The organism is Bradyrhizobium sp. URHD0069, assembly GCF_000701345.1.
Lineage (GTDB): Bacteria > Pseudomonadota > Alphaproteobacteria > Rhizobiales > Xanthobacteraceae > Bradyrhizobium.
Map to the genome: position 1 here is coordinate 98,200 of NZ_JNIJ01000020.1, position 20,760 is coordinate 118,959.

The following is a 20,760-nucleotide window of genomic DNA, read 5'->3' on the forward strand; positions in this document are numbered from 1 at the left end:
AATGGCGGACTCCGAACCGACCCACGACAATCCGCGCAACACGCGCAATCTGCCGGCCGTGGTATCGCCCGGCGAAGTCCTCCGTCCTGCCGCCGAGAACTGGCTGACGCGGGCGATCCGCACGCTGTTCGGATGGAAGCCGGGATCGGTCCGCGACGATCTGCAGGTCGTGCTCGATGCCAGCACCCCGGACGAGGTGGGCTTTTCCGCCACCGAGCGCACCATGCTGCGCAACATCCTCAGCCTGCACGAACGGCGCATCGCCGATGTGATGGTGCATCGCGCCGATATCATCGCGGTCAAGCGCGACATTCCGCTCGGCGAATTGATGGGCCTGTTCGAGAGCGCAGCGCATTCGCGGCTCGTGGTCTACAACGAAACCCTCGACGATCCCGAGGGCATCGTTCACATCCGCGATCTCCTCGCGTTCATGACCGCGAAGGCACGCGTCACGGATACGGCCAAGACCAAGCGCAAGAAGGCGTTGCCCGCCGGTCTCGATCTGCGCGCGGTCGATCTCGCGCAGCCGCTCGCGGACGCCAACATCATCCGAAAACTGCTGTTCGTGCCGCCGTCGATGCGCGCGATCGATCTGTTGGCACAGATGCAGGCCTCACGGATCCACCTCGCGCTGGTGGTGGACGAATATGGCGGCACCGACGGCCTGGTGTCGATCGAGGACATCGTCGAACAGATCGTCGGCGAGATCGACGACGAGCACGACAGCGACGAGCCGCCGGCGATCGTGCGGCAGGCGGATAATTCCTTTGTCGCCGACGCACGCGCCCGCCTCGAGGACGTCCGCTCGGTAATCGGAGAGGATTTTGTTACCGGCGAAGCCGGCGAAGAAGTCGAGACGCTGGGCGGCTATCTGGTGACCCATGTCGGACGCCTGCCGGTGCGCGGCGAAGTCATTTCCGGCCCCGGCAATTTCGAAATCGAAGTGCTTGACGCTGATCCGCGGCGCGTCAAGCGCCTGCGCATCGCCACCCGCAAGGAACGCCCGGCGCCGCGCATCCAGCGCGAAAGCCGCCGCCGCGAAGCGACGCCGGAGGCGGGTCCCGCACAGGCCAATGACAATGCGAGCCCGCCGCCCGGCGACGGAGCCGGTCCGCAGTGAAACCCACGGACAAACTCCGCGCCGCCGGACTTGCGATCATCCTGTCATGGGGATGGAAGCGCGCCGCCATCGCGCTCGTCGCGGGGGCGCTGTCGTCCTTCGCGATGGCGCCGTTCAGTGCATGGCCGGTGCTGTTTGTGACTTTTCCGGTCATGGTCTGGCTGATCGACGGCGCGGGCGGAGGCCGCCTGCGCGGCGTACCGGCAGCGGCGATGGTGGGCTGGTGGTTTGGGCTCGGCTATTTCGTGCCGGGACTGTACTGGATCGGCTACGCATTCCTGGTCGATGCGCCCACCTTCGCCTGGTTGATGCCGTTCGCCGTGCTCGGTCTGCCCGCTTATCTCGCGCTGTTTCCCGCCTTCGGCTTTGCGCTGGCGCGCCTGATCTGGACCAAGGACGCTTCGCGGGTGCTCGCGCTTGCCGTGAGTCTGACGACAAGCGAGTGGCTGCGCGGGCACGTGCTCACCGGGTTTCCCTGGAATGCGCTCGGCTACGCGCTGACCGAGCCGTTGGCGCTGGCGCAGACGGCGTCGTTGATCGGCCTGTGGGGCCTGACGTTCCTTAGCGTCGCGATCTTCGCAAGCCCGGCCGTGCTGATCGATGGAAGTTCACGCCAACGAAAAGCCTGGATCGCGCCGGCGATGGCGCTGTTGCTGCTCGTCGCCATGGTCATTTTCGGCGGCGTTCGCTTAAGCCTGCAACCGACCACGATGGTCGCGAACGCCAAGCTGCGGATCATGCAGCCCAATCTGCAGCAGGACGTCCGGTTCAATTACGCCGCCAAGCCGGAGGTGATGAAAAAATATCTGACGCTGTCGGATCGCGCGTCCGGCCCGCAATCCACTGGCGTGCGCGACGCCAGCATCTTGATCTGGCCGGAATCGGCGTTCCCGTTTTTCCTGACGCGCGAGGCGGACGCGATAGCGCAGATCGCCGATCTCTTGCCCGAGGGCACGGTCCTGATCACCGGGTCGGTGCGCGCGCCCGATTTGCCGCCCGGCACAAAAGTCACCCGCGCCTACAATTCGATCTACATCATCGACCACGACGGCAGCGTGCTATCGATCTACGACAAGCTGCATCTGGTGCCGTTCGGCGAATATCTGCCGTTCCAAAATTGGATGGAAAAGCTCGGCTTCGTGCAGCTCACCAAGGTCCAGGGCGGATTCATTGCAGGCACGCGACGCCGCCCGCTGGAGATACCGAACGCGCCGCGTGTGCTACCTTTGATCTGCTATGAAGCGATCTTTCCCGAAGACGTTGCTTCGCGCGACGACCGTCCGGGCTGGATGGTCAACCTGACCAATGACGGCTGGTTTGGAATCTCGACCGGTCCCTATCAGCATCTGCAGCAGGCGCGACTGCGAGCGATTGAGCAGGGACTGCCTGTGGTTCGTGCGGCGAACACCGGCATTTCCGCCGTGATCGATCCATTGGGTCGGATCGTCGCGCGGCTCGGTCTCGGCGTCGAAGGCGTGTTGGATTCCAGCCTGCCTTCGGCGATTGCACCGACCATCTACGCACGCAGCGGCGACATTCCCGCCGCGATCATCGTCGCAGCCGCGTTGCTTTTCGTCGTTCGGCGCAGCGGTGCGAAGCGGACTTCCTCGCCCAAATCCAACGGTTGACAGACCGAGGCTGCAATTCGCATTCTGACCCGCCGGTCAGGAATAGATCCGATCAGTTCATTTATCTGCAAAGAGCAATCCCAGGGAGTGTTGAAGAATGTCGAGCAAAGCGCCGAACCCTGTTGACAAATATGTCGGCAGTCGCGTGCGCATGCGCCGCATCATGCTGGGCATGAGCCAGGAGAAGCTCGGCGAAGCATTGGGCCTCACCTTCCAGCAGGTGCAGAAATACGAGAAAGGCACCAACCGGGTCGGCGCGAGCCGCATCCAGCAGATCTCCGAAATCCTTCAGGTACCGGTGTCGTTTCTGTTCGAGGGAGGACCCAGCGGCACCGCCAACGCTGACGGCTACAGCGAAGGCGCTTCGCCGGCTTACGTTTCCGATTTCCTGGCGACCTCCGAAGGCTTGGCATTGACGCGCGCCTTCACGCGCATTACCGACGCCAAGCTCCGGCGCAGCATTGTCGAAATGGTCGAACAGATCGCCGCGCGCGAAGGACCTGATAAGCGCTAGTCGTCATTCCCAGGCGCGACCGAAGACAGCGAGCCCGGACTCCATGACCACGATCGGGAGCATGGATTCCCGACCCTGCGCCAAGAGGCATCCCGGAATGACAATGAACATGATCCGAGCTCCTCTGAAAGCAAACACCATGCTGACAACAGCCAATCCCTTTAACTCGCCGCTTGGCGTGACCCAGCTCCATCTTTCAAATGAAGCGATCGGCAGCCGGGGTGTGCACCCCCATTGCGAGCAGACGTACATCTCGTTGATCGAGCCGCGGGCGCAGCTGCTCCATCGGCTGTGTGAGACGCTGCGATGAGTATAGCAGGCCGCGATCCGGCTGATCCTGATGCATCGTCCGACGACGTTGCCGCGCGCCCGCACGGCTCATTCTTCGGGCGGCGCAAGGGACACAGACTTCGCGCGCACCAGGCCGAGTTGATCGAGCACCTGCTGCCGCGACTTGCGCTCGATATCGGCGGCCCCACTCCCTCTGATCTCGCCGAGCTCTTCGACCCGCCAGGTGAGGATGTCAGGCTCGAAATCGGGTTTGGCGGCGGCGAACATCTGATCGCGGAAGCGCGCGCCTTTCCCAATCTGGGCTTCATCGGCTGCGAGCCCTATGTCAACGGCATGGCGAAGATCCTGGCGCAGATCGAAGCCCACAACATCGGCAACATCCGCCTGTTCGCCGGCGATGCCGCCGAATTGCTGGCGTGGCTGCCCGCGCGTTCGCTGGCGCGGATCGATCTGATCCATCCCGATCCATGGCCGAAGCGGCGGCACTGGAAGCGGCGCTTCGTGCAGGACGCGACCGTTGCCGCCATGGCGCGCGTTCTGAAGGCGGGTGGCGAATTTCGCTTCGTCAGCGATATCGCAGATTACTGCGCCTGGACGCTGGCGTATCTCGCGCGCTCGGCCGATTTCATCTGGACTGCCGAGCGCGTCTCCGACTGGCGCCTGCCATGGGCGGATTACACGATGACGCGCTACGGACGCAAAGCCGAGCGCGAAGGCCGCGTTGCGGCATATTTGCAGTTTCGGAAGGTCGGATGAAGCGGAGAAAACTCACGTTCGTCATTCCCTGATACGCAACTGCGCATCAGGGATGCGCCACTTCGCGCAAAGGCACTGGATTGCTTCGCGCAGCCATCGGGCGCGCATTCGCGCGACCTGTTGGAGCCCAGGGATCAGCGATTTCGCGACTGTCGTGAACCGCACCCAAAACCCGGGCGGTTGCCGGGTTTTGGGGGCAATTTAGGGCGTCTTCGTGAAGGAAGGGTTAGGTTCTAAACCGCAGCCGAAACGCCCCAAAATCGCAGCCTCCGACCCCGCGGGGGCCTTGCCGGATGGCAGGAAAACCGCTATATCAGCCGCAACTTATGGATCTCATACGATCGCGTATTGAGAGTGGGCCCCTCGGGACCCGCTCTTTTTTATTACCTGAACGAGCCCGGCGCACGGCGCCGGACCGGCTCGGGGAACGCAGCCGGACCGGCTTTCCGGCCCGGCCTCAACCCAACGCAAGTTAGACCGACTTTGACCCTGGATATGACCGAGCCAACTTCTGGTTGCGTAGATACCGATCTGCTTGCCGAGCCGCGCCTGGTTGTCGAGCCGGGCATGGCGGCGCGGGTGTCGGCGGTCGCGGGTCCCGTGCTGCAGGGCATGGGCTACCGGCTGGTGCGGATCAAGATCTCCGGCGAATCCGGCTGCACGGTCCAGATCATGGCCGAGCGGCCCGACGGATCGATGCAGATCGAGGATTGCGAGGCGATCTCAAAGGCGCTGTCACCGGTGCTTGACGTCGCCGATCCGATCGATCGCGCCTATCGGCTGGAGGTTTCCTCGCCGGGTATCGACCGGCCGCTGGTGCGCCGTTCCGATTTCGAACGCTATGCCGGCCACCTCGTGAAGATCGAGATGGCAGTCGCGCATCAAGGCCGCAAGCGCTTTCGCGGCACGCTTGGCGGCGTCGAGGGCGATGCAGTGCATTTACATCGCGATGACACACGCGAGGGCGAAGATGCCGATATCAAGCTGGTGATGGAAGATATCGCCGACGCCAGGCTGGTTCTGACCGACGAATTGATCGCGGAATCGATGCGGCGCGGCAAGGCTGCGGAGCGCGAGCTCAAGCAGAAACTCGGGCTTGAGCCGCCGCCACCGCCCCATGCCAGGAAAAGCGATCCAGCAAAAAGCCACAAACCGAAGCCGAAGTTGAAATCAGAGAAATCAGACAAGAAGAACGCCCCGAAAAACACCAAGGAACACCGCCTCGCCGCCGAAAGACTGCGGAGAGGCGAAATCGATCCCACGAGAGGAGACTAGAGCCATGGCAGCTGTCAGCGCCAACAAACTCGAATTGCTGCAGATCGCAGACGCGGTCGCCCGCGAAAAATCGATCGACCGCGGCATCGTGATCGCAGCGATGGAAGACGCCATCGCCAAGGCCGCCCGCGCCCGCTACGGCAGCGAGACCGACGTTCACGCCGAGATCGATGCCAAGAAAGGCGAACTGCGGCTGTCGCGTCACATGCTGGTGGTCGACCAGGTCGAGAATTCGTCGAACCAGATTTCGCTGGAGGACGCCCGCCGCGCCAATCCCGGCGCGCAGATCGGCGACACCATCGCCGACACCCTGCCGCCGCTGGAATATGGCCGCATCGCCGCGCAATCCGCTAAACAGGTGATCGTGCAGAAGGTGCGCGAGGCCGAGCGCGACCGGCAGTATCAGGAATTCAAGGACCGCATCGGCGATATCGTCAACGGCATCGTCAAGCGCGTCGAATACGGCAGCGTCATTGTCGATCTGGGCCGCGGCGAAGCCATCATCCGCCGCGACGAGATGCTGCCGCGCGAGGTGTTTCGCAACGGCGACCGCGTCCGCGCCTATATTTTCGACGTGCGGCGCGAAACCAGGGGGCCGCAGATCTTCCTCTCCCGCACTCATCCGCAGTTCATGGCAAAACTGTTCGCGCAGGAAGTGCCTGAGATCTATGACGGCATCGTCGAGATCAAGGCGGTAGCCCGCGATCCCGGCTCGCGCGCGAAAATCGGCGTGATTTCGCGGGATTCGTCGGTTGATCCGGTCGGCGCTTGCGTCGGTATGCGCGGTTCGCGCGTCCAGGCCGTGGTGAACGAACTGCAGGGCGAAAAGATCGACATCATTCCGTGGTCGCCCGACATCGCGACCTTCGTCGTCAACGCGCTGGCGCCGGCTGAAGTCGCCAAGGTCGTGATCGACGAGGACCGCGAGCGGATCGAAGTCGTGGTGCCCGATACCAATAACCAGCTGTCGCTGGCGATCGGCCGACGCGGACAGAACGTGCGCCTTGCCTCGCAACTGACCGGCTGGGACATCGACATTCTCACCGAACAGGAAGAATCCGAGCGCCGTCAGGCCGATTTCGAGAACTCCACGCGGGTGTTCATGGAATCGCTGAACGTCGACGAAGTGGTCGGCCAATTGCTGGCGTCGGAAGGCTTCACCTCGGTGGAGGAACTGGCGCTGGTCGATGTCAAGGAACTGGCCGGCATCGAAGGCTTTGACGACGAAACCGCGAACGAGCTGCAGAGCCGGGCCCGCGAATATCTGGAACAGCTCGAAAGCGAGCTTGAAAACAAACGAAGGGAACTCGGTGTGGATGACGCTTTGAAGACGGTGCCCGGCGTGACCTCGAAGACGCTCGTGAAGTTCGGCGAGAACGACATCAAGACGGTCGAGGATCTGGCCGGCTGCGCCACCGACGACCTGGTCGGCTGGACCGAACGCAAAGAAGGCGGCGAGCCGACCAAGCACCCCGGCATTCTCGATGCCAACGAAATCTCGCGCGATGATGCGGAAAACATGATCATGCAGGCGCGCGTGATCGCCGGCTGGATCACCGAGGCCGACCTCGCCAAAAAGGCCGAAGGGGCCGAGGCCGCCGAAGAACAGCCGGTTTAATGCGCGTGTTCCGCAGAATTGGACACCGGTTCTGCGACCAGAACTCGCGCAGATGATAAGGACTATGTCACACGCATGCTCGCCTTTGCTGACCCCGATCTGGACAACGGACCGCGGACCGACAGGTCCGCGACGATGCGGATGTGCGCGGTCACGCGGCAGGTGCGGCCGATCGACGAACTGATCCGGTTTGTGGTCTCGCCCCAGGGCGAGGTGATCCCGGATCTCAAGCGCAAGCTTCCCGGTCGCGGGCTGTGGGTTTCGGCGTCGCGTCAGACGGTTGCGGAAGCGGTGAGGCGTAACCAATTTAGCAAGGGATTCAAGCGCGATGTCCGCGTTGCGGCGACGCTCGCGACCGATACCGAAGGCTTGCTGGTACGCAGCGTGACCGAAGCGCTCGCCATGGCCGCTAAAGCCGGCCAGGTGATCTCCGGTTTCAGCAAGGTCGAGGACGCCCTTGAGCAGCGGCAGGTTCAGGCCCTGATCCACGCCTCGGACGGCGCCGCGGACGGAATCCGGAAGTTGGACGCCATCGCCAGACAAAATGCCGGGATTAACGCCGGGATTAACGATGAATCGCGGGAAATTCCGGTTGTCACGGCGCTGACCTCCGAACAATTGGATTTGGCACTGGGCCGGTCAAATGTGATACATGCTGCGCTGCTCGCGGGCCCGGCGAGCAGGACGTTCCTGTCGCGCAGCCAAGTCCTGGTCCGATACCGGATGGCGGATGACGACAGGACTGGCGGGAACGCGGCCAAGAATTCGCCGATACAGACTGTGCGGACACGCACGACGCAACAAGATTAGGACTGCTGAATGGTTGATACGAAAACTCCTGGCGACAAGACACTCAGTGTCCCGACCAAGACCTTGACGCTCAAGCCGCGCGTCGAGACGGGCACCGTGCGCCAGAGCTTCAGCCACGGCCGAACCAAGCAGGTGGTGGTCGAAAAGCGCGGCAAGCGCCGCGTCGGCGGCGAGGCACCGGCAACCGAAACGGCGGCGCCCGAGCCGGTCGCCGCGAAAGCTGCGCCGGCCAAGGCGCCGCTCACCCGTCCCGCGACGCCGCCGGCTGCGCCGCGCAGCGGTTCGGGCGTGGTGCTGCGCACGCTGACCGAGGATGAGCGTTCTGCGCGCGCCAGCGCGCTCGCCGACGCCAAGGTCCGCGACATGGAAGAACGGCGGCTGGCGGAAGAGGAAGCCAAGCGCCGCAACAGCAAGGAAGGCATCGAGCAGGCCGAGCGCGAGGCTGCCGAAGCCCGCCGCAAGGCCGAAGAAGAACGCCACCGGCAGGACGAGGAAGCCAAGCGCAAGGCCGAACTCGAAGCCAAGAAGCGTTTTGGCGAAGCCGAAGCCCGCGCCGCCACCCCGGCCCGCCCCGCGGTGCCCGCCGCACGGCCGCCCGGTGTCGCCGCCGACGCTTCGGATGAAGATGAAGGTCCGCGCCAGATCCGTCGTGGCCCCGGCGGCGTCGCCCGCCCTGCGGCTGCGCCAAAGACCACCGCCAAGCCGGCGCCGCAGAAGCAGCGCGGACGGCTGACGCTGGTCACCGCGCTCAATGCCGATGACGTCCGCGAGCGTTCGATCGCCTCGTTCCGCCGCCGCACCCAGCGGCTGAAGGGGCATACGTCGAACGAGCCGAAGGAAAAGCTCGTTCGCGAGGTGATCATCCCGGAAGCCATTAATATCCAGGAACTCGCCAACCGCATGTCCGAACGCGCGGTCGACGTGATCCGGCTTTTGATGAAGCAGGGCGCGATGCACAAGATCACCGACGTGATCGATGCCGACACCGCGCAGCTGATCGCCGAGGAATTGGGTCATACCGTCAAGCGTGTGGCCGCGGCCGACGTCGAGGAAGGCCTGTTTGATATCGTCGACGATTCGACCGATACCGAGCCGCGCTCGCCCGTGGTGACCGTGATGGGCCACGTCGATCACGGCAAGACCTCGCTGCTCGACGCACTTCGCCATGCCAACGTGGTCTCGGGCGAAGCCGGCGGCATCACCCAGCATATCGGCGCCTATCAGGTGACTTCGCCGGAAAGCGGCAAGAAGATCACCTTCATCGATACCCCCGGCCACGCCGCGTTCACCGCGATGCGGGCCCGCGGCGCCAAGGTGACCGATATCGTGGTTCTCGTGGTCGCGGCGGACGATGGCGTTATGCCGCAGACCGTCGAGGCCATCAATCACGCCAAGGCGGCGAAGGTTCCGATGATCGTGGCGATCAACAAGATCGATAAGCCCGACGCCCGGCCGGAGCGCGTGCGCACCGAACTGCTGCAACACGAGGTGCAGGTCGAATCGCTCGGCGGCGACGTCGTCGATGTCGAGGTCTCCGCCAAGAACAAGACCAATCTCGACAAGCTCCTGGAGATGATCGCGCTGCAGGCCGAACTGCTCGACCTCAAGACCAATGCGGAGCGTCCGGCCGAGGGTACCGTGATCGAAGCCAAGCTCGATCGCGGCCGCGGTCCGGTTGCGACCGTACTGGTGCAGCGCGGAACGCTGCGCGTTGGCGATATCGTGGTGGCCGGCGCCGAGATGGGCCGCGTCCGCGCGCTGATTTCGGACCAGGGTGAGACCATCGACGAGGCCGGACCCTCGGTGCCGGTCGAGGTGCTCGGCTTCAACGGGCCGCCGGAAGCGGGCGACCGTCTCGCTGTCGTGGAAAACGAAGCCCGCGCCCGCCAGGTGACCAGCTACCGCGCCCATCAGAAGCGCGAGAACGCCGCCGCCAGCATTTCCGGCATGCGCGGCTCGCTCGAGCAGATGATGTCGCAACTCAAGACCTCGGGTCGCAAGGACTTCCCGCTGATCGTCAAGGCCGACGTGCAGGGCTCGCTGGAAGCGATTTTGGGATCGCTGGAAAAACTCGGCACCGAAGAAGTCGCGGCGCGTATCCTGCATGCGGGCGTCGGCGGAATCTCGGAATCCGACGTGACGCTGGCGGAAGGCTTCAACGCCGCGATCATCGGCTTCAACGTTCGCGCCCACAAGGAAGCCGCTGCCGCCGCCAAACGCAATGGCATCGAAATCCGCTACTACAACATCATCTACGATCTCGTGGATGACGTGAAGAAGGCGATGTCCGGACTGCTGGCGCCGACGCTGCGCGAGACCATGCTGGGCAACGCCCAGATCCTGGAAGTGTTCAACATTTCCAAGGTCGGCAAGGTCGCGGGTTGCCGCGTTACCGACGGCACCGTGGAACGCGGCGCCAATGTCCGCCTGATCAGGGACAACGTCGTGGTGCACGAAGGCAAGCTGTCGACGCTGAAGCGCTTCAAGGACGAAGTAAAGGAAGTGCAGTCCGGCCAGGAATGCGGCATGGCGTTCGAGAATTACGGCGACATGCGTGTCGGCGACGTCATCGAGTGTTATCGCGTGGAGACGATCCAGCGCTCGCTGTAAGTCCAAGTCTTACAAGCGCTGGGTTTCTAAGTAGACCGTCATGCCCCGCGAAGGCGGGGCATCCAGCAGTCCCGGAACAACATTTAGGCCACGGAATACTGGAATCATCCGCTTTCGCGGATGATGACGACAAATGGGATTTCGAGTAATGCCCCGCCAGCACAAAAAGAGTTCCGCCGCCGGCGGCTCGCAGCGCCAACTGCGCGTCGGCGAAATCGTGCGTCATGCGGTCGCCGATATTCTTTCGCAAGGTAGCGTGCACGACCCGGACCTCGAGGGGCACATCATCACCGTGCCCGAAGTGCGGATGTCGCCGGACCTGAAGCTCGCGACGATCTATGTGATGCCGCTCGGCGGACGCGATATGGAGATCGTGATCGCGGCGCTGGAGCGTAATAAGAAGTTCGTGCGCGGCGAAGTCGCGCGGCGCGTTAACCTAAAATTTGCGCCTGATATTCGCTTCCGTGTTGACGAACGATTCGATGAAGCGGAACGAATAGAGAAATTATTACGAACACCTGCGGTGCAAAGAGACCTCGCAGCGGATTCGCAAGATTCGCAAGATTCGAAAGAGTAAGCTGATGACCGTGACAGCCGCAAACAGCGCGATCGAGCAACCGATCGGCGATTCGGAAGGCGTTGAAAAAAATATTTCTTCGGACCCGAATCCCGGCGCGAATCGTGCACGTGGCGGCAAGCAGTCCCGCCAAAATAATCAACCTCGGCGCGACAAGCGTGACGTCCACGGCTGGGTGGTGCTCGACAAGCCGATCGGCATGACCTCGACGCAAGCCGTCGCAGTCGTGAAGCGGCTGTTCCAGGCCAAACGCGCCGGCCACGCCGGCACGCTCGATCCGCTCGCCTCCGGCGGCTTGCCGATCGCCCTCGGCGAGGCCACCAAGACGGTGCCGTTCGTGATGGACGGCCGCAAGCGCTATCGCTTTACGGTGTGCTGGGGCGAGGAACGCGATACCGACGACACCGAGGGCCGGGTCACCCAAACCAGCGATCTCAGGCCCTCCGCGGAAGCCATCCGGAACCTGCTGCCGCAGTTCACGGGCCTGATCGAGCAGATCCCGCCGCAGTATTCCGCCATCAAGATCCAGGGCGAGCGCGCCTATGATTTGGCACGCGACGGCGAGACCGTCGAATTGAAGCCGCGGCCGGTCGAGATTCACCATTTAAGCGTTGTAGATCAACCGGATAGCAGCCATTCGGTGTTCGAGGCCGAATGCGGCAAGGGAACCTACGTGCGGGCGCTGGCCCGGGATATCGGCCGGATTCTCGGCTGCTATGGCCATATCTGCGCGCTGCGGCGGACGCTGGTCGGGCCGTTTGGCGAGACCGACATGATTCCGCTGGAACAATTGGAGGCTTTGTGCGATAGAGCCGCGTCTGGCGAGGGCAGCCTCGCCGACGCGCTTTTGCCCGTTGAGACCGCGCTGGACGACATCCCGGCACTGGCCGTCACACGGGCTGATGCGGCAAGGCTCCACCGGGGCCAAGCCGTTTTGTTGCGCGGACGGGATGCGCCCAATAGTAGCGGCACAGTCTATGTCACGGTAGCAGGCCGGCTTTTGGCCCTCGCCGAAATTGGCAATGGCGAACTCATCCCCAAGCGCGTGTTCAACCTGACCGGACTGACCGCCAGTTCGGCTCGCAGCAATGAAAGTGTTTGACGATGTCGATTACCGCAGAACGCAAAGCGGAAGTCATCAAGACGAATGCCAACAAGGCCGGCGACACCGGCTCGCCCGAGGTTCAGGTCGCGATCCTTTCGGAACGCATCAGTAACCTCACCGGGCACTTCAAGACCCACGTGAAAGACAATCATTCGCGCCGCGGCCTCTTGAAGCTCGTGTCGACGCGCCGTTCGCTTCTCGATTACATCAAAAAGAAGGACGAGGCGCGTTACAAGGCGCTGCTCGAAAAGCACAACATTCGTCGTTGAGTTCGTAAGTTCACGCGCGCATCTCGCGCGCGTTTTCGCATGATCCGGAAAAGTGGTTTTCCGGTTTTCCGACCAAGATCATGCGTCCAGTAGCGCGCGGACTTTGAAATGTCCGTGCGATGCATGATTCCGAAAAATCGCCTTACGGTTTTCGGAAAAAGTCATGCGCAAGAACGTCCAGTCGCAATCCGGCTGCTGGGCGTAACGGGCAAGATGCCCGTACCATCGGAAGGATGGACGCCATTCGAAACATAAAGACCATGGCAGGATCGCCGGACGCTGAGACCGCGAAAACTTTCGCAATCAGTGTCTCGCAATCTTGCGCATGGTTTTTGCGTTTCAGGCGTCCCTGCTTTCGTGAACCCATGAAAGAAGACCGCAATGTTCAATATTCATTCCGTGGAGATCGACTGGGGTGGACGTCCGCTCAGGCTTGAAACAGGAAAGATCGCCCGTCAGGCCGACGGCGCCGTCCTGGCCACCTACGGCGAGACCGTCGTGCTCGCCACCGTCGTCGCCGCCAAAACCGCCCGCGAAGGCGTCGACTTCCTGCCGCTGACCGTCGACTATCAGGAGAAGACCTACGCCGCGGGCCGGATTCCCGGCGGCTATTTCAAGCGCGAAGGCCGGCCCACCGAAAAGGAGACCTTGGTCTCCCGCTTGATCGACCGTCCGATCCGTCCGCTGTTCGTCGACGGCTGGCGCAATGAGACCCAGGTGATCGTGACGACTTTGTCGCACGACATGGAGAACGATCCCGACATTCTGGCGCTGGTGGCCGCCTCTGCGGCGCTGACGCTGTCAGGGGCACCCTTCAAGGGCCCGATCGGCGCGGCGCGCGTCGGCTTCGTCAACGACGAATATGTGCTGAACCCGACGCTCGACGAAATGGTTGAAACCCAGCTCGACCTGGTCGTCGCCGGCACCGCTGACGCGGTGCTGATGGTGGAATCCGAAGCCAAGGAGCTCAACGAAGACATCATGCTCGGCGCCGTGATGTTCGGACATCGGCATTTCCAGCCGGTGATCAAGGCGATCATCGAACTCGCCGAGAAGGCCGCCAAGGAGCCGCGCGACGTCAAGATCGTCGACGAGAGCGTGCTCGAGAAGGAAATCCTCGGGCTGATCGAAACCGACCTGCGCTCGGCCTACGCCATTCCGGTCAAGCAGGACCGCTACGCCGCGGTCGGCAAGGCCAAGGAAAAGGTGATGGCGCACTACTTCCCGGAAGGCCAGGAGCCGCAATACGACAAGCTGCGCATCGCCGGCGTGTTCAAGGAACTCGAAGCCAAGATCGTTCGCTGGAACATCCTCGATACCGGCAAACGCATCGACGGCCGCGACGTCAAGACGGTCCGCAACATCATCGCCGAAGTCGGCGTGTTGCCCCGCGCCCATGGCTCGGCGCTGTTCACCCGCGGCGAAACCCAGGCCATGGTGGTGACCACGCTCGGCACCGGCGAGGACGAACAATACATCGACGCGCTGTCGGGAACCTACAAAGAGACGTTCCTGCTGCACTACAACTTCCCTCCCTACTCGGTCGGCGAAACCGGACGCATGGGCGGCACCAAGCGGCGTGAGATCGGCCACGGCAAACTAGCCTGGCGCGCGATCCATCCCGTGCTGCCGCCGCATCACGAATTCCCCTACACGGTGCGCGTCGTTTCTGAGATCACCGAGTCCAACGGATCCTCCTCGATGGCTTCCGTCTGCGGCGCCTCATTGGCGCTGATGGACGCGGGCGTTCCCTTGAAGCGGCCGACGGCGGGCATCGCCATGGGCCTCATTCTGGAAGGCAGCCGCTTTGCGGTGCTGTCGGACATTCTCGGCGACGAGGATCATCTCGGCGACATGGACTTCAAGGTCGCCGGCACCGATCACGGCATCACCTCGCTGCAGATGGACATCAAGATCGCCGGGATCACCGAAGAGATCATGCGGGTCGCGCTCGGCCAGGCCAAGGACGGGCGTATCCACATCCTCGGCGAAATGTCGAAGGCCCTGACCGCTGCGCGCGCCGAGCTCGGCGAATACGCGCCGCGCATCGAGACCTTCAAGATCCCGACCGACAAGATCCGCGAAGTGATCGGCACCGGCGGCAAAGTGATCCGCGAAATCGTCGAGAAGACCGGCGCCAAGGTCAATATCGACGACGACGGCACCGTGAAGGTCGCTTCCGCCGACGGCGAATCGATCAAGGCGGCAATCAAGTGGATCAAGTCGATCGCTTCCGATCCGGAGATCGGCCAGATCTATGACGGCACCGTGGTCAAGGTGATGGAGTTCGGCGCATTCGTGAACTTCTTCGGCGCCAAGGACGGCCTCGTCCACATCAGCCAGCTCGCGGCCAACCGCGTGCAGAAGACCTCCGACGTCGTCAAGGAAGGCGACAAGGTCAAGGTCAAGCTGCTCGGCTTCGACGATCGCGGCAAGACGCGGCTGTCGATGAAGGCGGTCGATCAGGTGACCGGCGAGGACCTGGAAGCCAAGCAGAAGGCCGAGCCTGAGCCGCGCGAAGCAGCCGGCGAGTAATTCCTGCGACGATACAGAACAACGAAGGGCGGCTTTTCAGCCGTCCTTTTTTGTTTGTCTGTTTGCGGTCGTCCCTGCGCAGGCCGAGATCGATAGTCACCACCGTTTGTTGTCAGATCAGATCGCTGTCCCAGCACCGTTTACAGACACAATTGTGATTATGGGTCACGGCTCGCGCTGAGCCTGTTATCGGCCGCGCCTTCGCGCGACCCGTTGACCTGGCCGGACGACGGGATGGCGCAAGCCGGTGATATCCATGTGAGGCGGATTTGCACTTGAATTTGAGTTCAATCCCCGGGCCTGCACCGCTACGATCATCCCGAATCGAGCAGACGCAGGCTCATCACACGAAGGAGGAATTTCATGCCATCACTATCGCGCCGTCATTTTTTCAGTGCGGCCGCAGGCATCGCCGCCGTCGCTATGCCGCGCGTCGTCTTCGCGCAGGCTCCCGCAGCGGCGCCGCCAGCGGCGACCGGTCCCTTCGTGGTTCCGCCACTTGGCTATCCGGTCAATGCGCTCGAGCCTCACATCGACGCCAGGACCATGGAAATCCACCATGACCGGCATCATGGAGCCTATGTCGCCACCCTCAACACGCTCGCCAAAACCAATCCGCAGATCGCAACGACGGCCGTGCCGGACGTGCTTGGCAATCTGAACGCGCTGAATGACGACATCAAATTCGCGGTGCGAAACAATCTCGGCGGCCACGCCAATCACACCATGTTCTGGGAGATCATGGGGCCGAATGGCGGCAAGCCCGAAGGCGAGGTGCTGGCTGCGATCGATCGGGATCTCGGCGGCCTGGAAAAATTCCAGAAAGACTTCGACGCCGCGGGCGGACGCCAGTTCGGCTCGGGCTGGGTGTTCGTGACCGTCACAAAGGACGGCAAGCTCGCGATCGAGACCCGTCCGAATCAGGACACTCCGATCATGGATGGCAAGCGCGCACTGATGGGCAACGACGTCTGGGAGCATGCATATTATCTCCACTACCAAAACCGCCGCGCCGATTACCTCAAGGCGTGGTGGAACACCGTCAACTGGAGCAAGATCGCCGAGCGCTATGCCGCCGCGAAGGCCGGCACGCTGGGCGTCTAAGGTCGAAGGCCCATTCGAAAAGGGCGGCCCTTCGGCCGCCCTTTTGGGAAGTGAGATAACTTTCCAGCAACGGCTGCCATCATCCACGAAAGCGGATGATCCAGTATTCCAGATCATCAGCGATGGAACCGCAAAACCGCGGCGTACTGGATACCCCGCTTTCGCGGAGAATGACGGTCACCGTCGGAGCTATGTATCAGAGCAAGCGAGGCGGCTTATGGATTGACGGGGCCGCTGATGTATTCGGCGTGCAGCCATTTGCCGATCGTACCGCCGATGATGCCGCCGACGATGGGCGCGACCCAGAACAGCCACAGCGACTGCAACGCGGTGGCGCCACCAAACACCGCGGTGGCGGTCGAGCGCGCCGGATTGAGCGATGCGTTGGACACGGGAATCGCGACCAGGTGAAAGAGCACGAGCGCCAGGCCGACGGCGATCGGCGCGAACCCGGCCGGCGCGCGCGGCGATGTCACGCTGACGATCACCAGCACGAACAGCGCGGTGATCACGACCTCGATCAACCCCGCGCTGAGCATCGAAAAGCCGGAGCCGCCATAGGTGTTGGAAACTGCAAGAAACGTATTCCATTTTCCCGCTGCTGGGGCGCCTTGCAGGATGATGTAGAACACCGCCGCAGCGGCCGCGCCGCCGACCAGCTGCGCAATGATGTAGGGGATCGCCTTGCCGGCATCAAACCGGCCCGCCGCCACCAGCCCACACGTCACCGCCGGATTGAAATGAGCACCGGAAATGGGACCGACCGCATAAGCCATCGCCAACACCGACAGGCCGACGGCAAATGCGACGGCGATCAATCCCGCGCTCGGTGCGGAGAACAACGCGGCCCCGCAAACCGCGCTCACCAGGGTGAACGTGCCTATGAATTCTGCGCTCAACTCTCGTGTCATATTTATCCCCCATGAGACTCCCGCGAATAGGCGGGAACGAGATCGGATCATGCCATTAAGGCAAGGCCGATGACAACGCTGGCCGGACACAGATTCTCTTTCTCTATGTTTCGATGCAGTCGCATTGAATTCGCTTAAATTGCGTCGATGCAGCATTTGTCCCCTCGCGTGATTGCTGCATCGCGCATATGACATAGGCGACATGGCAGGCATGTTGCTCCCGCAAGGATTGCCGCGATGGCGCCGACAACGATCCGCCCCGCCCGTACCGACGAATATGACGAGATCGCCCGCGTCTGGATGAACAGCTGGGCCTCGACGGGAATAGAAGCTGCCAGCAATTTTCTGCTGGCGAAGCTGCGCGCGCGCATCCCGCTCGAGGTCGAGAAGGGCTGGAGCCTGTTTGTCGCCGACAATGGCGGAACGCTCGCCGCGATGCTGGCGTTGCATTTGCCCCATCGTTATCTCGACCAATTATTCGTCGCACCGGAATATCAGGGCCAAAATCTCGGGCGAGGGCTGCTCACTTTCACAAGGCAACATCTGCCAAATGAAATCTACCTGCGCTGCGTGCGCGAAAATGAAAAAGCGTGGCGCTGGTATGAGCGCGAGGGTTTTGTTTATGAGAAGGAACAAGTCGAGCCGATGACGGGGTTCGTCATGAAATATTATCGATGGAAGAAGGAGGAAAATATCCGATGATAAAACTCTACTGGTCGCCGCGTTCGCGATCGTTTTCCGCGCTGTGGCTGATGGAAGAAACCGGACAGCCCTATGAGCGCGTACTGACCGACATTTCCACCGGCGCGCAGAAGACGCCGGAATATCTCGCCATCAATCCGATGGGCAAGGTACCGGCGCTGAGGGACAGCGACGCCACACTGGCGGAAGCCGCCGCGATCTGCGCCTATGTCGCCGAGCGCTATCCCGAAGCGAAACTGGCGCCGGCCCTGGGCGATCCGCGGCGCGCAAAGTACCTTCAGTGGCTGTTTTTCTCGCCGAGCTGCATCGAACCGGCGCTGATCCAGATTTTCACCAAGATTGATGTACCTACAAGCACGGCCGCATGGGGAAGCGCAACGCAGGTCTTCGACGTGCTCGATGCGGCGCTTGATAAAGGACCCTGGATTCTCGGCGATGCATTCTCCGCCGCCGATATCATGATCGGCTCGGGGCTGAATTTCGCGGTGCGGCTGTTCAAGATGGTGCCGTCGCGCGCCTCATTCGACCGCTACATCGACCGCTGCGCGGCGCGTCCGGCATTCCAGCGCGCTGAGAAATTGGCAGCAGGATAGGCAATCGTCATCGCCCGCCAAAGCGGAGTATCAAGCATTCCGAAATGCTGGTGACTCCCTGAGAAGCCACGGCGTACTGGATGTCCCGCTGGAGCCTGTCATCGGGCTCGCCGAAGGCGAGACCCGGTGGCGGCGTATGAGGGCGCACCTGCACGGCCGCAATGTGCGTCTGGCTATTCCGCTTTCAAATCTTCGGGCCTGGGCATCGAAATGATGTTGTAGCCGGAATCGACGTAGTGAATTTCGCCGGTAACGCCGGTCGACAGATCGGACAGCAAATACAGCGCCGAGTTGCCGAGCTCGTCCAGTGTTACCCCGCGACCGAGCGGCGAATGCTTCTGCATGAACGCAAACATCGCACGGGAATCGCCGATGACCGCTCCTGCGAGCGTTCGCACGGGACCGGCGGAGATCGAGTTAACGCGAATTTTTCGCCGGCCGAAATCGGCAGCGAGATAACGCACCGAAGCTTCCAGCGCAGCCTTGATCACTCCCATGACGTTGTAGTTCGGCATCACGCGGGTGGAGCCGCCGAACGTCAGGGTAATGATCGAGCCCCCGGACTCGGGCATCAGATCGGCGGCACGCTTGGCCGTCTCGGTGAAGGAAAAGCACGAGATAACCATCGAACGGGAAAAATTTTCGCGCGTCGTGTCCGCATAGCGGCCACGAAGTTCGTCCTTGTCGGTGAAGCCGATGGCGTGGACCAGAAAATCCAGATGGCCCCACTTCGCGCGCAGTGCTTCGAACACGGCGTCGACGCTGGCGATATCTTCGACATCGCAAGGCAACACGATGTCGGAGTTCAGTGATTGCGCCAGCGGCTTGACCCGCTTGCCGAGCGCCTCGCCCTGATAGGTAAAGGCAAGTTCGGCGCCCTGCGCGTGAAGCGTCTTGGCAATGCCCCAGGCGATCGAATGATCATTGGCGACGCCCATGATCAGCCCGCGCTTGCCCTTCATCAGGTCCTGCATGCCGTGTGCTCCACTCATCTCTCTGACGTCATCGCCCGCGAAAGCGGGCGATCCAGTAATACGAGGCGTTTGCGATGATCCACGACGAGCGCGGCGTACTGGATGCCCCGCTTTCGCGAGGCATGACAAAAGAAAATCTCACGCATCCATCCGCTTGAACACCAGCGTGGCATTGGTGCCGCCGAATCCGAAGGAATTCGAAAGCACGGTGCCGAGCTTGACGTTGTCGATGCGCTTGCGCACGATCGGCATGTCGGCAAACACTGGATCGAGCTCGGTGATATTGGCGCTTTCGCAGACGAACCCGTTGTTCATCATCAACAGCGAATAGATCGCCTCCTGCACGCCCGTGGCGCCGAGCGAATGGCCGGTGAGCGACTTGGTCGCGGAAATCGGCGGACACTTGTCGCCGGTCCCGAACACCTTGCGGATCGCCTCGATCTCCGGGGGATCGCCCGCCGGCGTCGAGGTCGCATGGGGATTGATGTAATCGACCTTCGTGCTCACGGTCGCCATCGCCATTCTCATGCAGCGCTCGGCGCCCTCGCCCGACGGCGCGACCATGTCGTAACCGTCGGAAGTTGCGCCGTAGCCGACGACTTCACCGTAGATCCGCGCGCCGCGCGCTTGGGCATGCTCAAGTTCCTCAAGAACAACAACGCCCGCGCCGCCGGCGATGACAAAACCGTCGCGGCTGACATCGTATGCGCGCGACGCGGTGGCCGGCGTGTCGTTGTATTTCGATGACATCGCGCCCATCGCGTCGAACAGCACCGACAGCGTCCAGTCGAGCTCTTCGCAGCCGCCCGCGAAGATAACGTCCTGCTTGCCGATCTGGATGGTCTCGTAGGCGTTGCCGATGCAATGGTTCGAGGTGGCGCAGGCCGATGAGATCGAATAATTCACGCCCTTGATCTTGAACCAGGTTGCGAGCGTCGCCGACGCTGTCGATGACATCGCTTTCGGCACCGCGAAAGGTCCGACCCGCTTTGGTCCCTTGCTACGGGTAATATCGGCCGCTTCCACGAGGGTGCGGGCCGACGGCCCGCCGGAGCCCATGATGATGCCGGTGCGAATGTTGGAAACCTCGGAAGGCTCAAGGCCGGCATCCTGGATCGCCTGCTCCATCGCGATGTGATTCCACGCCGCGCCTTCGCCGAGGAAACGCATCGCACGCCGATCGATCACGCCGCCCGGATCGAGCGTAGGCGCACCGTGTACCTGGGAGCGGAAACCGAGCTCGGCATATTTGTCCGCGCGCGTGATTCCGGACTTCGCCTCATAGAGACTCGCTAGCACTTCCTGGGTGTTGTTTCCGATCGATGAGACGATGCCCATCCCCGTGATGACAACCCGCCTCATGATCGC

19 protein-coding genes are annotated in these 20,760 nt (G+C 62.4%); 16 read left to right on the forward strand and 3 right to left on the reverse strand.

What is annotated here, in order from left to right:
• Position 1: 1 nt before the first annotated feature.
• The 14 genes from N554_RS0113810 to N554_RS0113880 all read left to right on the forward strand — a co-directional run bounded on the left by N554_RS0113810 (position 2) and on the right by N554_RS0113880 (position 16,212).
• Positions 2-1,120: a hemolysin family protein gene (locus tag N554_RS0113810; protein ID WP_029584006.1), complete on the forward strand. Its 1,119-nt coding sequence runs from the start codon at positions 2-4 to the stop codon at positions 1,118-1,120.
• Positions 1,117-2,748: an apolipoprotein N-acyltransferase gene (gene lnt / locus N554_RS0113815; RefSeq protein WP_029584007.1), complete on the forward strand. Its 1,632-nt coding sequence runs from the start codon at positions 1,117-1,119 to the stop codon at positions 2,746-2,748. Before N554_RS0113810 ends, lnt begins: the two co-directional genes overlap by 4 nt.
• Positions 2,749-2,845: 97 nt before the next feature.
• A complete protein-coding gene (locus N554_RS0113820) occupies positions 2,846-3,262 on the forward strand; it encodes a helix-turn-helix domain-containing protein (RefSeq protein WP_029584008.1) in 417 nt (138 codons plus the stop codon).
• A gap of 103 nt (positions 3,263-3,365) precedes the next feature.
• On the forward strand, positions 3,366-3,572 hold the full coding sequence (locus tag N554_RS39910) for a hypothetical protein (RefSeq protein WP_156041921.1): 207 nt from the start codon (positions 3,366-3,368) through the stop codon (positions 3,570-3,572).
• Entirely contained in the window at positions 3,569-4,309 is a 741-nt protein-coding gene (locus N554_RS0113835; RefSeq protein WP_029584009.1) for a tRNA (guanine(46)-N(7))-methyltransferase TrmB, read from the forward strand. The genes N554_RS39910 and N554_RS0113835 overlap by 4 nt, the downstream gene beginning before the upstream one ends.
• A 495-nt stretch (positions 4,310-4,804) precedes the next feature.
• The gene (rimP, locus tag N554_RS0113840) at positions 4,805-5,584 is read left to right on the forward strand and encodes a ribosome maturation factor RimP (protein ID WP_029584010.1); all 780 of its coding nucleotides are present in this window, start codon (positions 4,805-4,807) and stop codon (positions 5,582-5,584) included.
• Between the two features lie 4 nt (positions 5,585-5,588).
• Positions 5,589-7,202, forward strand: coding sequence for a transcription termination factor NusA (gene nusA / locus N554_RS0113845; RefSeq protein ID WP_029584011.1), 1,614 nt, complete (start codon positions 5,589-5,591; stop codon positions 7,200-7,202).
• 75 nt (positions 7,203-7,277) lie between these two features.
• Positions 7,278-8,012 (forward strand): RNA-binding protein, encoded by a 735-nt coding sequence (locus N554_RS0113850; protein ID WP_029584012.1) that lies wholly within the window; start codon positions 7,278-7,280, stop codon positions 8,010-8,012.
• Between the two features lie 9 nt (positions 8,013-8,021).
• Positions 8,022-10,622 carry a translation initiation factor IF-2 gene (gene infB / locus N554_RS0113855; RefSeq protein WP_029584013.1) on the forward strand — a complete coding sequence of 867 codons (2,601 nt, stop codon included), beginning with the start codon at positions 8,022-8,024 and terminating at the stop codon, positions 10,620-10,622.
• A gap of 148 nt (positions 10,623-10,770) precedes the next feature.
• Complete coding sequence (rbfA, locus tag N554_RS0113860) at positions 10,771-11,199, forward strand: 30S ribosome-binding factor RbfA (protein ID WP_029584014.1); 429 nt, start codon at positions 10,771-10,773, stop codon at positions 11,197-11,199.
• Between the two features lie 4 nt (positions 11,200-11,203).
• Positions 11,204-12,301 carry a tRNA pseudouridine(55) synthase TruB gene (gene truB / locus N554_RS0113865; protein WP_029584015.1) on the forward strand — a complete coding sequence of 366 codons (1,098 nt, stop codon included), beginning with the start codon at positions 11,204-11,206 and terminating at the stop codon, positions 12,299-12,301.
• A 2-nt stretch (positions 12,302-12,303) separates the two neighbouring features.
• Positions 12,304-12,573, forward strand: a complete 270-nt coding sequence (gene rpsO, locus N554_RS0113870) for a 30S ribosomal protein S15 (RefSeq protein WP_029584016.1) — start codon at positions 12,304-12,306, stop codon at positions 12,571-12,573.
• Between the two features lie 381 nt (positions 12,574-12,954).
• Positions 12,955-15,108, forward strand: coding sequence for a polyribonucleotide nucleotidyltransferase (gene pnp, locus N554_RS0113875; RefSeq protein ID WP_029584017.1), 2,154 nt, complete (start codon positions 12,955-12,957; stop codon positions 15,106-15,108).
• Positions 15,109-15,471: 363 nt separating this feature from the next.
• The gene (locus N554_RS0113880) at positions 15,472-16,212 is read left to right on the forward strand and encodes a superoxide dismutase (protein ID WP_029584018.1); all 741 of its coding nucleotides are present in this window, start codon (positions 15,472-15,474) and stop codon (positions 16,210-16,212) included.
• Between the two features lie 215 nt (positions 16,213-16,427).
• Here N554_RS0113880 and N554_RS0113885 read toward each other — a convergent pair whose 3' ends face one another.
• Entirely contained in the window at positions 16,428-17,123 is a 696-nt protein-coding gene (locus N554_RS0113885; RefSeq protein ID WP_029584019.1) for an aquaporin, read from the reverse strand.
• A gap of 237 nt (positions 17,124-17,360) precedes the next feature.
• Between N554_RS0113885 and N554_RS0113890 the strand changes: the two genes are divergently transcribed.
• Positions 17,361-17,825, forward strand: coding sequence for a GNAT family N-acetyltransferase (locus tag N554_RS0113890; RefSeq protein WP_029584020.1), 465 nt, complete (start codon positions 17,361-17,363; stop codon positions 17,823-17,825).
• The gene (locus tag N554_RS0113895) at positions 17,822-18,418 is read left to right on the forward strand and encodes a glutathione S-transferase family protein (protein ID WP_029584021.1); all 597 of its coding nucleotides are present in this window, start codon (positions 17,822-17,824) and stop codon (positions 18,416-18,418) included. The genes N554_RS0113890 and N554_RS0113895 overlap by 4 nt, the downstream gene beginning before the upstream one ends.
• A 173-nt stretch (positions 18,419-18,591) precedes the next feature.
• On the opposite strand, the gene fabI is transcribed toward N554_RS0113895, so the two are convergent.
• Positions 18,592-19,392: an enoyl-ACP reductase FabI gene (gene fabI, locus N554_RS0113900; RefSeq protein WP_029584022.1), complete on the reverse strand. Its 801-nt coding sequence runs from the start codon at positions 19,390-19,392 to the stop codon at positions 18,592-18,594.
• A gap of 138 nt (positions 19,393-19,530) precedes the next feature.
• Complete coding sequence (fabB, locus tag N554_RS0113905) at positions 19,531-20,754, reverse strand: beta-ketoacyl-ACP synthase I (protein WP_029584023.1); 1,224 nt, start codon at positions 20,752-20,754, stop codon at positions 19,531-19,533.
• Positions 20,755-20,760 lie beyond the last annotated feature (6 nt).

Bases quoted from the DNA above. Each gene is read 5' to 3' on its own strand.
- N554_RS0113810 (WP_029584006.1), top strand. From the start codon at position 2: ATGGCGGACTCCGAACCGACCCACGACAATCCGCGCAACACGCGCAAT.
- N554_RS0113820 (WP_029584008.1), top strand. From the start codon at position 2,846: ATGTCGAGCAAAGCGCCGAACCCTGTTGACAAATATGTCGGCAGTCGC.
- N554_RS39910 (WP_156041921.1), top strand. From the start codon at position 3,366: ATGAACATGATCCGAGCTCCTCTGAAAGCAAACACCATGCTGACAACA.
- N554_RS0113835 (WP_029584009.1), top strand. From the start codon at position 3,569: ATGAGTATAGCAGGCCGCGATCCGGCTGATCCTGATGCATCGTCCGAC.
- rimP (WP_029584010.1), top strand. From the start codon at position 4,805: ATGACCGAGCCAACTTCTGGTTGCGTAGATACCGATCTGCTTGCCGAG.
- nusA (WP_029584011.1), top strand. From the start codon at position 5,589: ATGGCAGCTGTCAGCGCCAACAAACTCGAATTGCTGCAGATCGCAGAC.
- N554_RS0113850 (WP_029584012.1), top strand. From the start codon at position 7,278: ATGCTCGCCTTTGCTGACCCCGATCTGGACAACGGACCGCGGACCGAC.
- infB (WP_029584013.1), top strand. From the start codon at position 8,022: ATGGTTGATACGAAAACTCCTGGCGACAAGACACTCAGTGTCCCGACC.
- rbfA (WP_029584014.1), top strand. From the start codon at position 10,771: ATGCCCCGCCAGCACAAAAAGAGTTCCGCCGCCGGCGGCTCGCAGCGC.
- truB (WP_029584015.1), top strand. From the start codon at position 11,204: ATGACCGTGACAGCCGCAAACAGCGCGATCGAGCAACCGATCGGCGAT.
- rpsO (WP_029584016.1), top strand. From the start codon at position 12,304: ATGTCGATTACCGCAGAACGCAAAGCGGAAGTCATCAAGACGAATGCC.
- pnp (WP_029584017.1), top strand. From the start codon at position 12,955: ATGTTCAATATTCATTCCGTGGAGATCGACTGGGGTGGACGTCCGCTC.
- N554_RS0113880 (WP_029584018.1), top strand. From the start codon at position 15,472: ATGCCATCACTATCGCGCCGTCATTTTTTCAGTGCGGCCGCAGGCATC.
- N554_RS0113885 (WP_029584019.1), bottom strand. From the start codon at position 17,123: ATGACACGAGAGTTGAGCGCAGAATTCATAGGCACGTTCACCCTGGTG.
- N554_RS0113890 (WP_029584020.1), top strand. From the start codon at position 17,361: ATGGCGCCGACAACGATCCGCCCCGCCCGTACCGACGAATATGACGAG.
- N554_RS0113895 (WP_029584021.1), top strand. From the start codon at position 17,822: ATGATAAAACTCTACTGGTCGCCGCGTTCGCGATCGTTTTCCGCGCTG.
- fabI (WP_029584022.1), bottom strand. From the start codon at position 19,392: ATGCAGGACCTGATGAAGGGCAAGCGCGGGCTGATCATGGGCGTCGCC.
- fabB (WP_029584023.1), bottom strand. From the start codon at position 20,754: ATGAGGCGGGTTGTCATCACGGGGATGGGCATCGTCTCATCGATCGGA.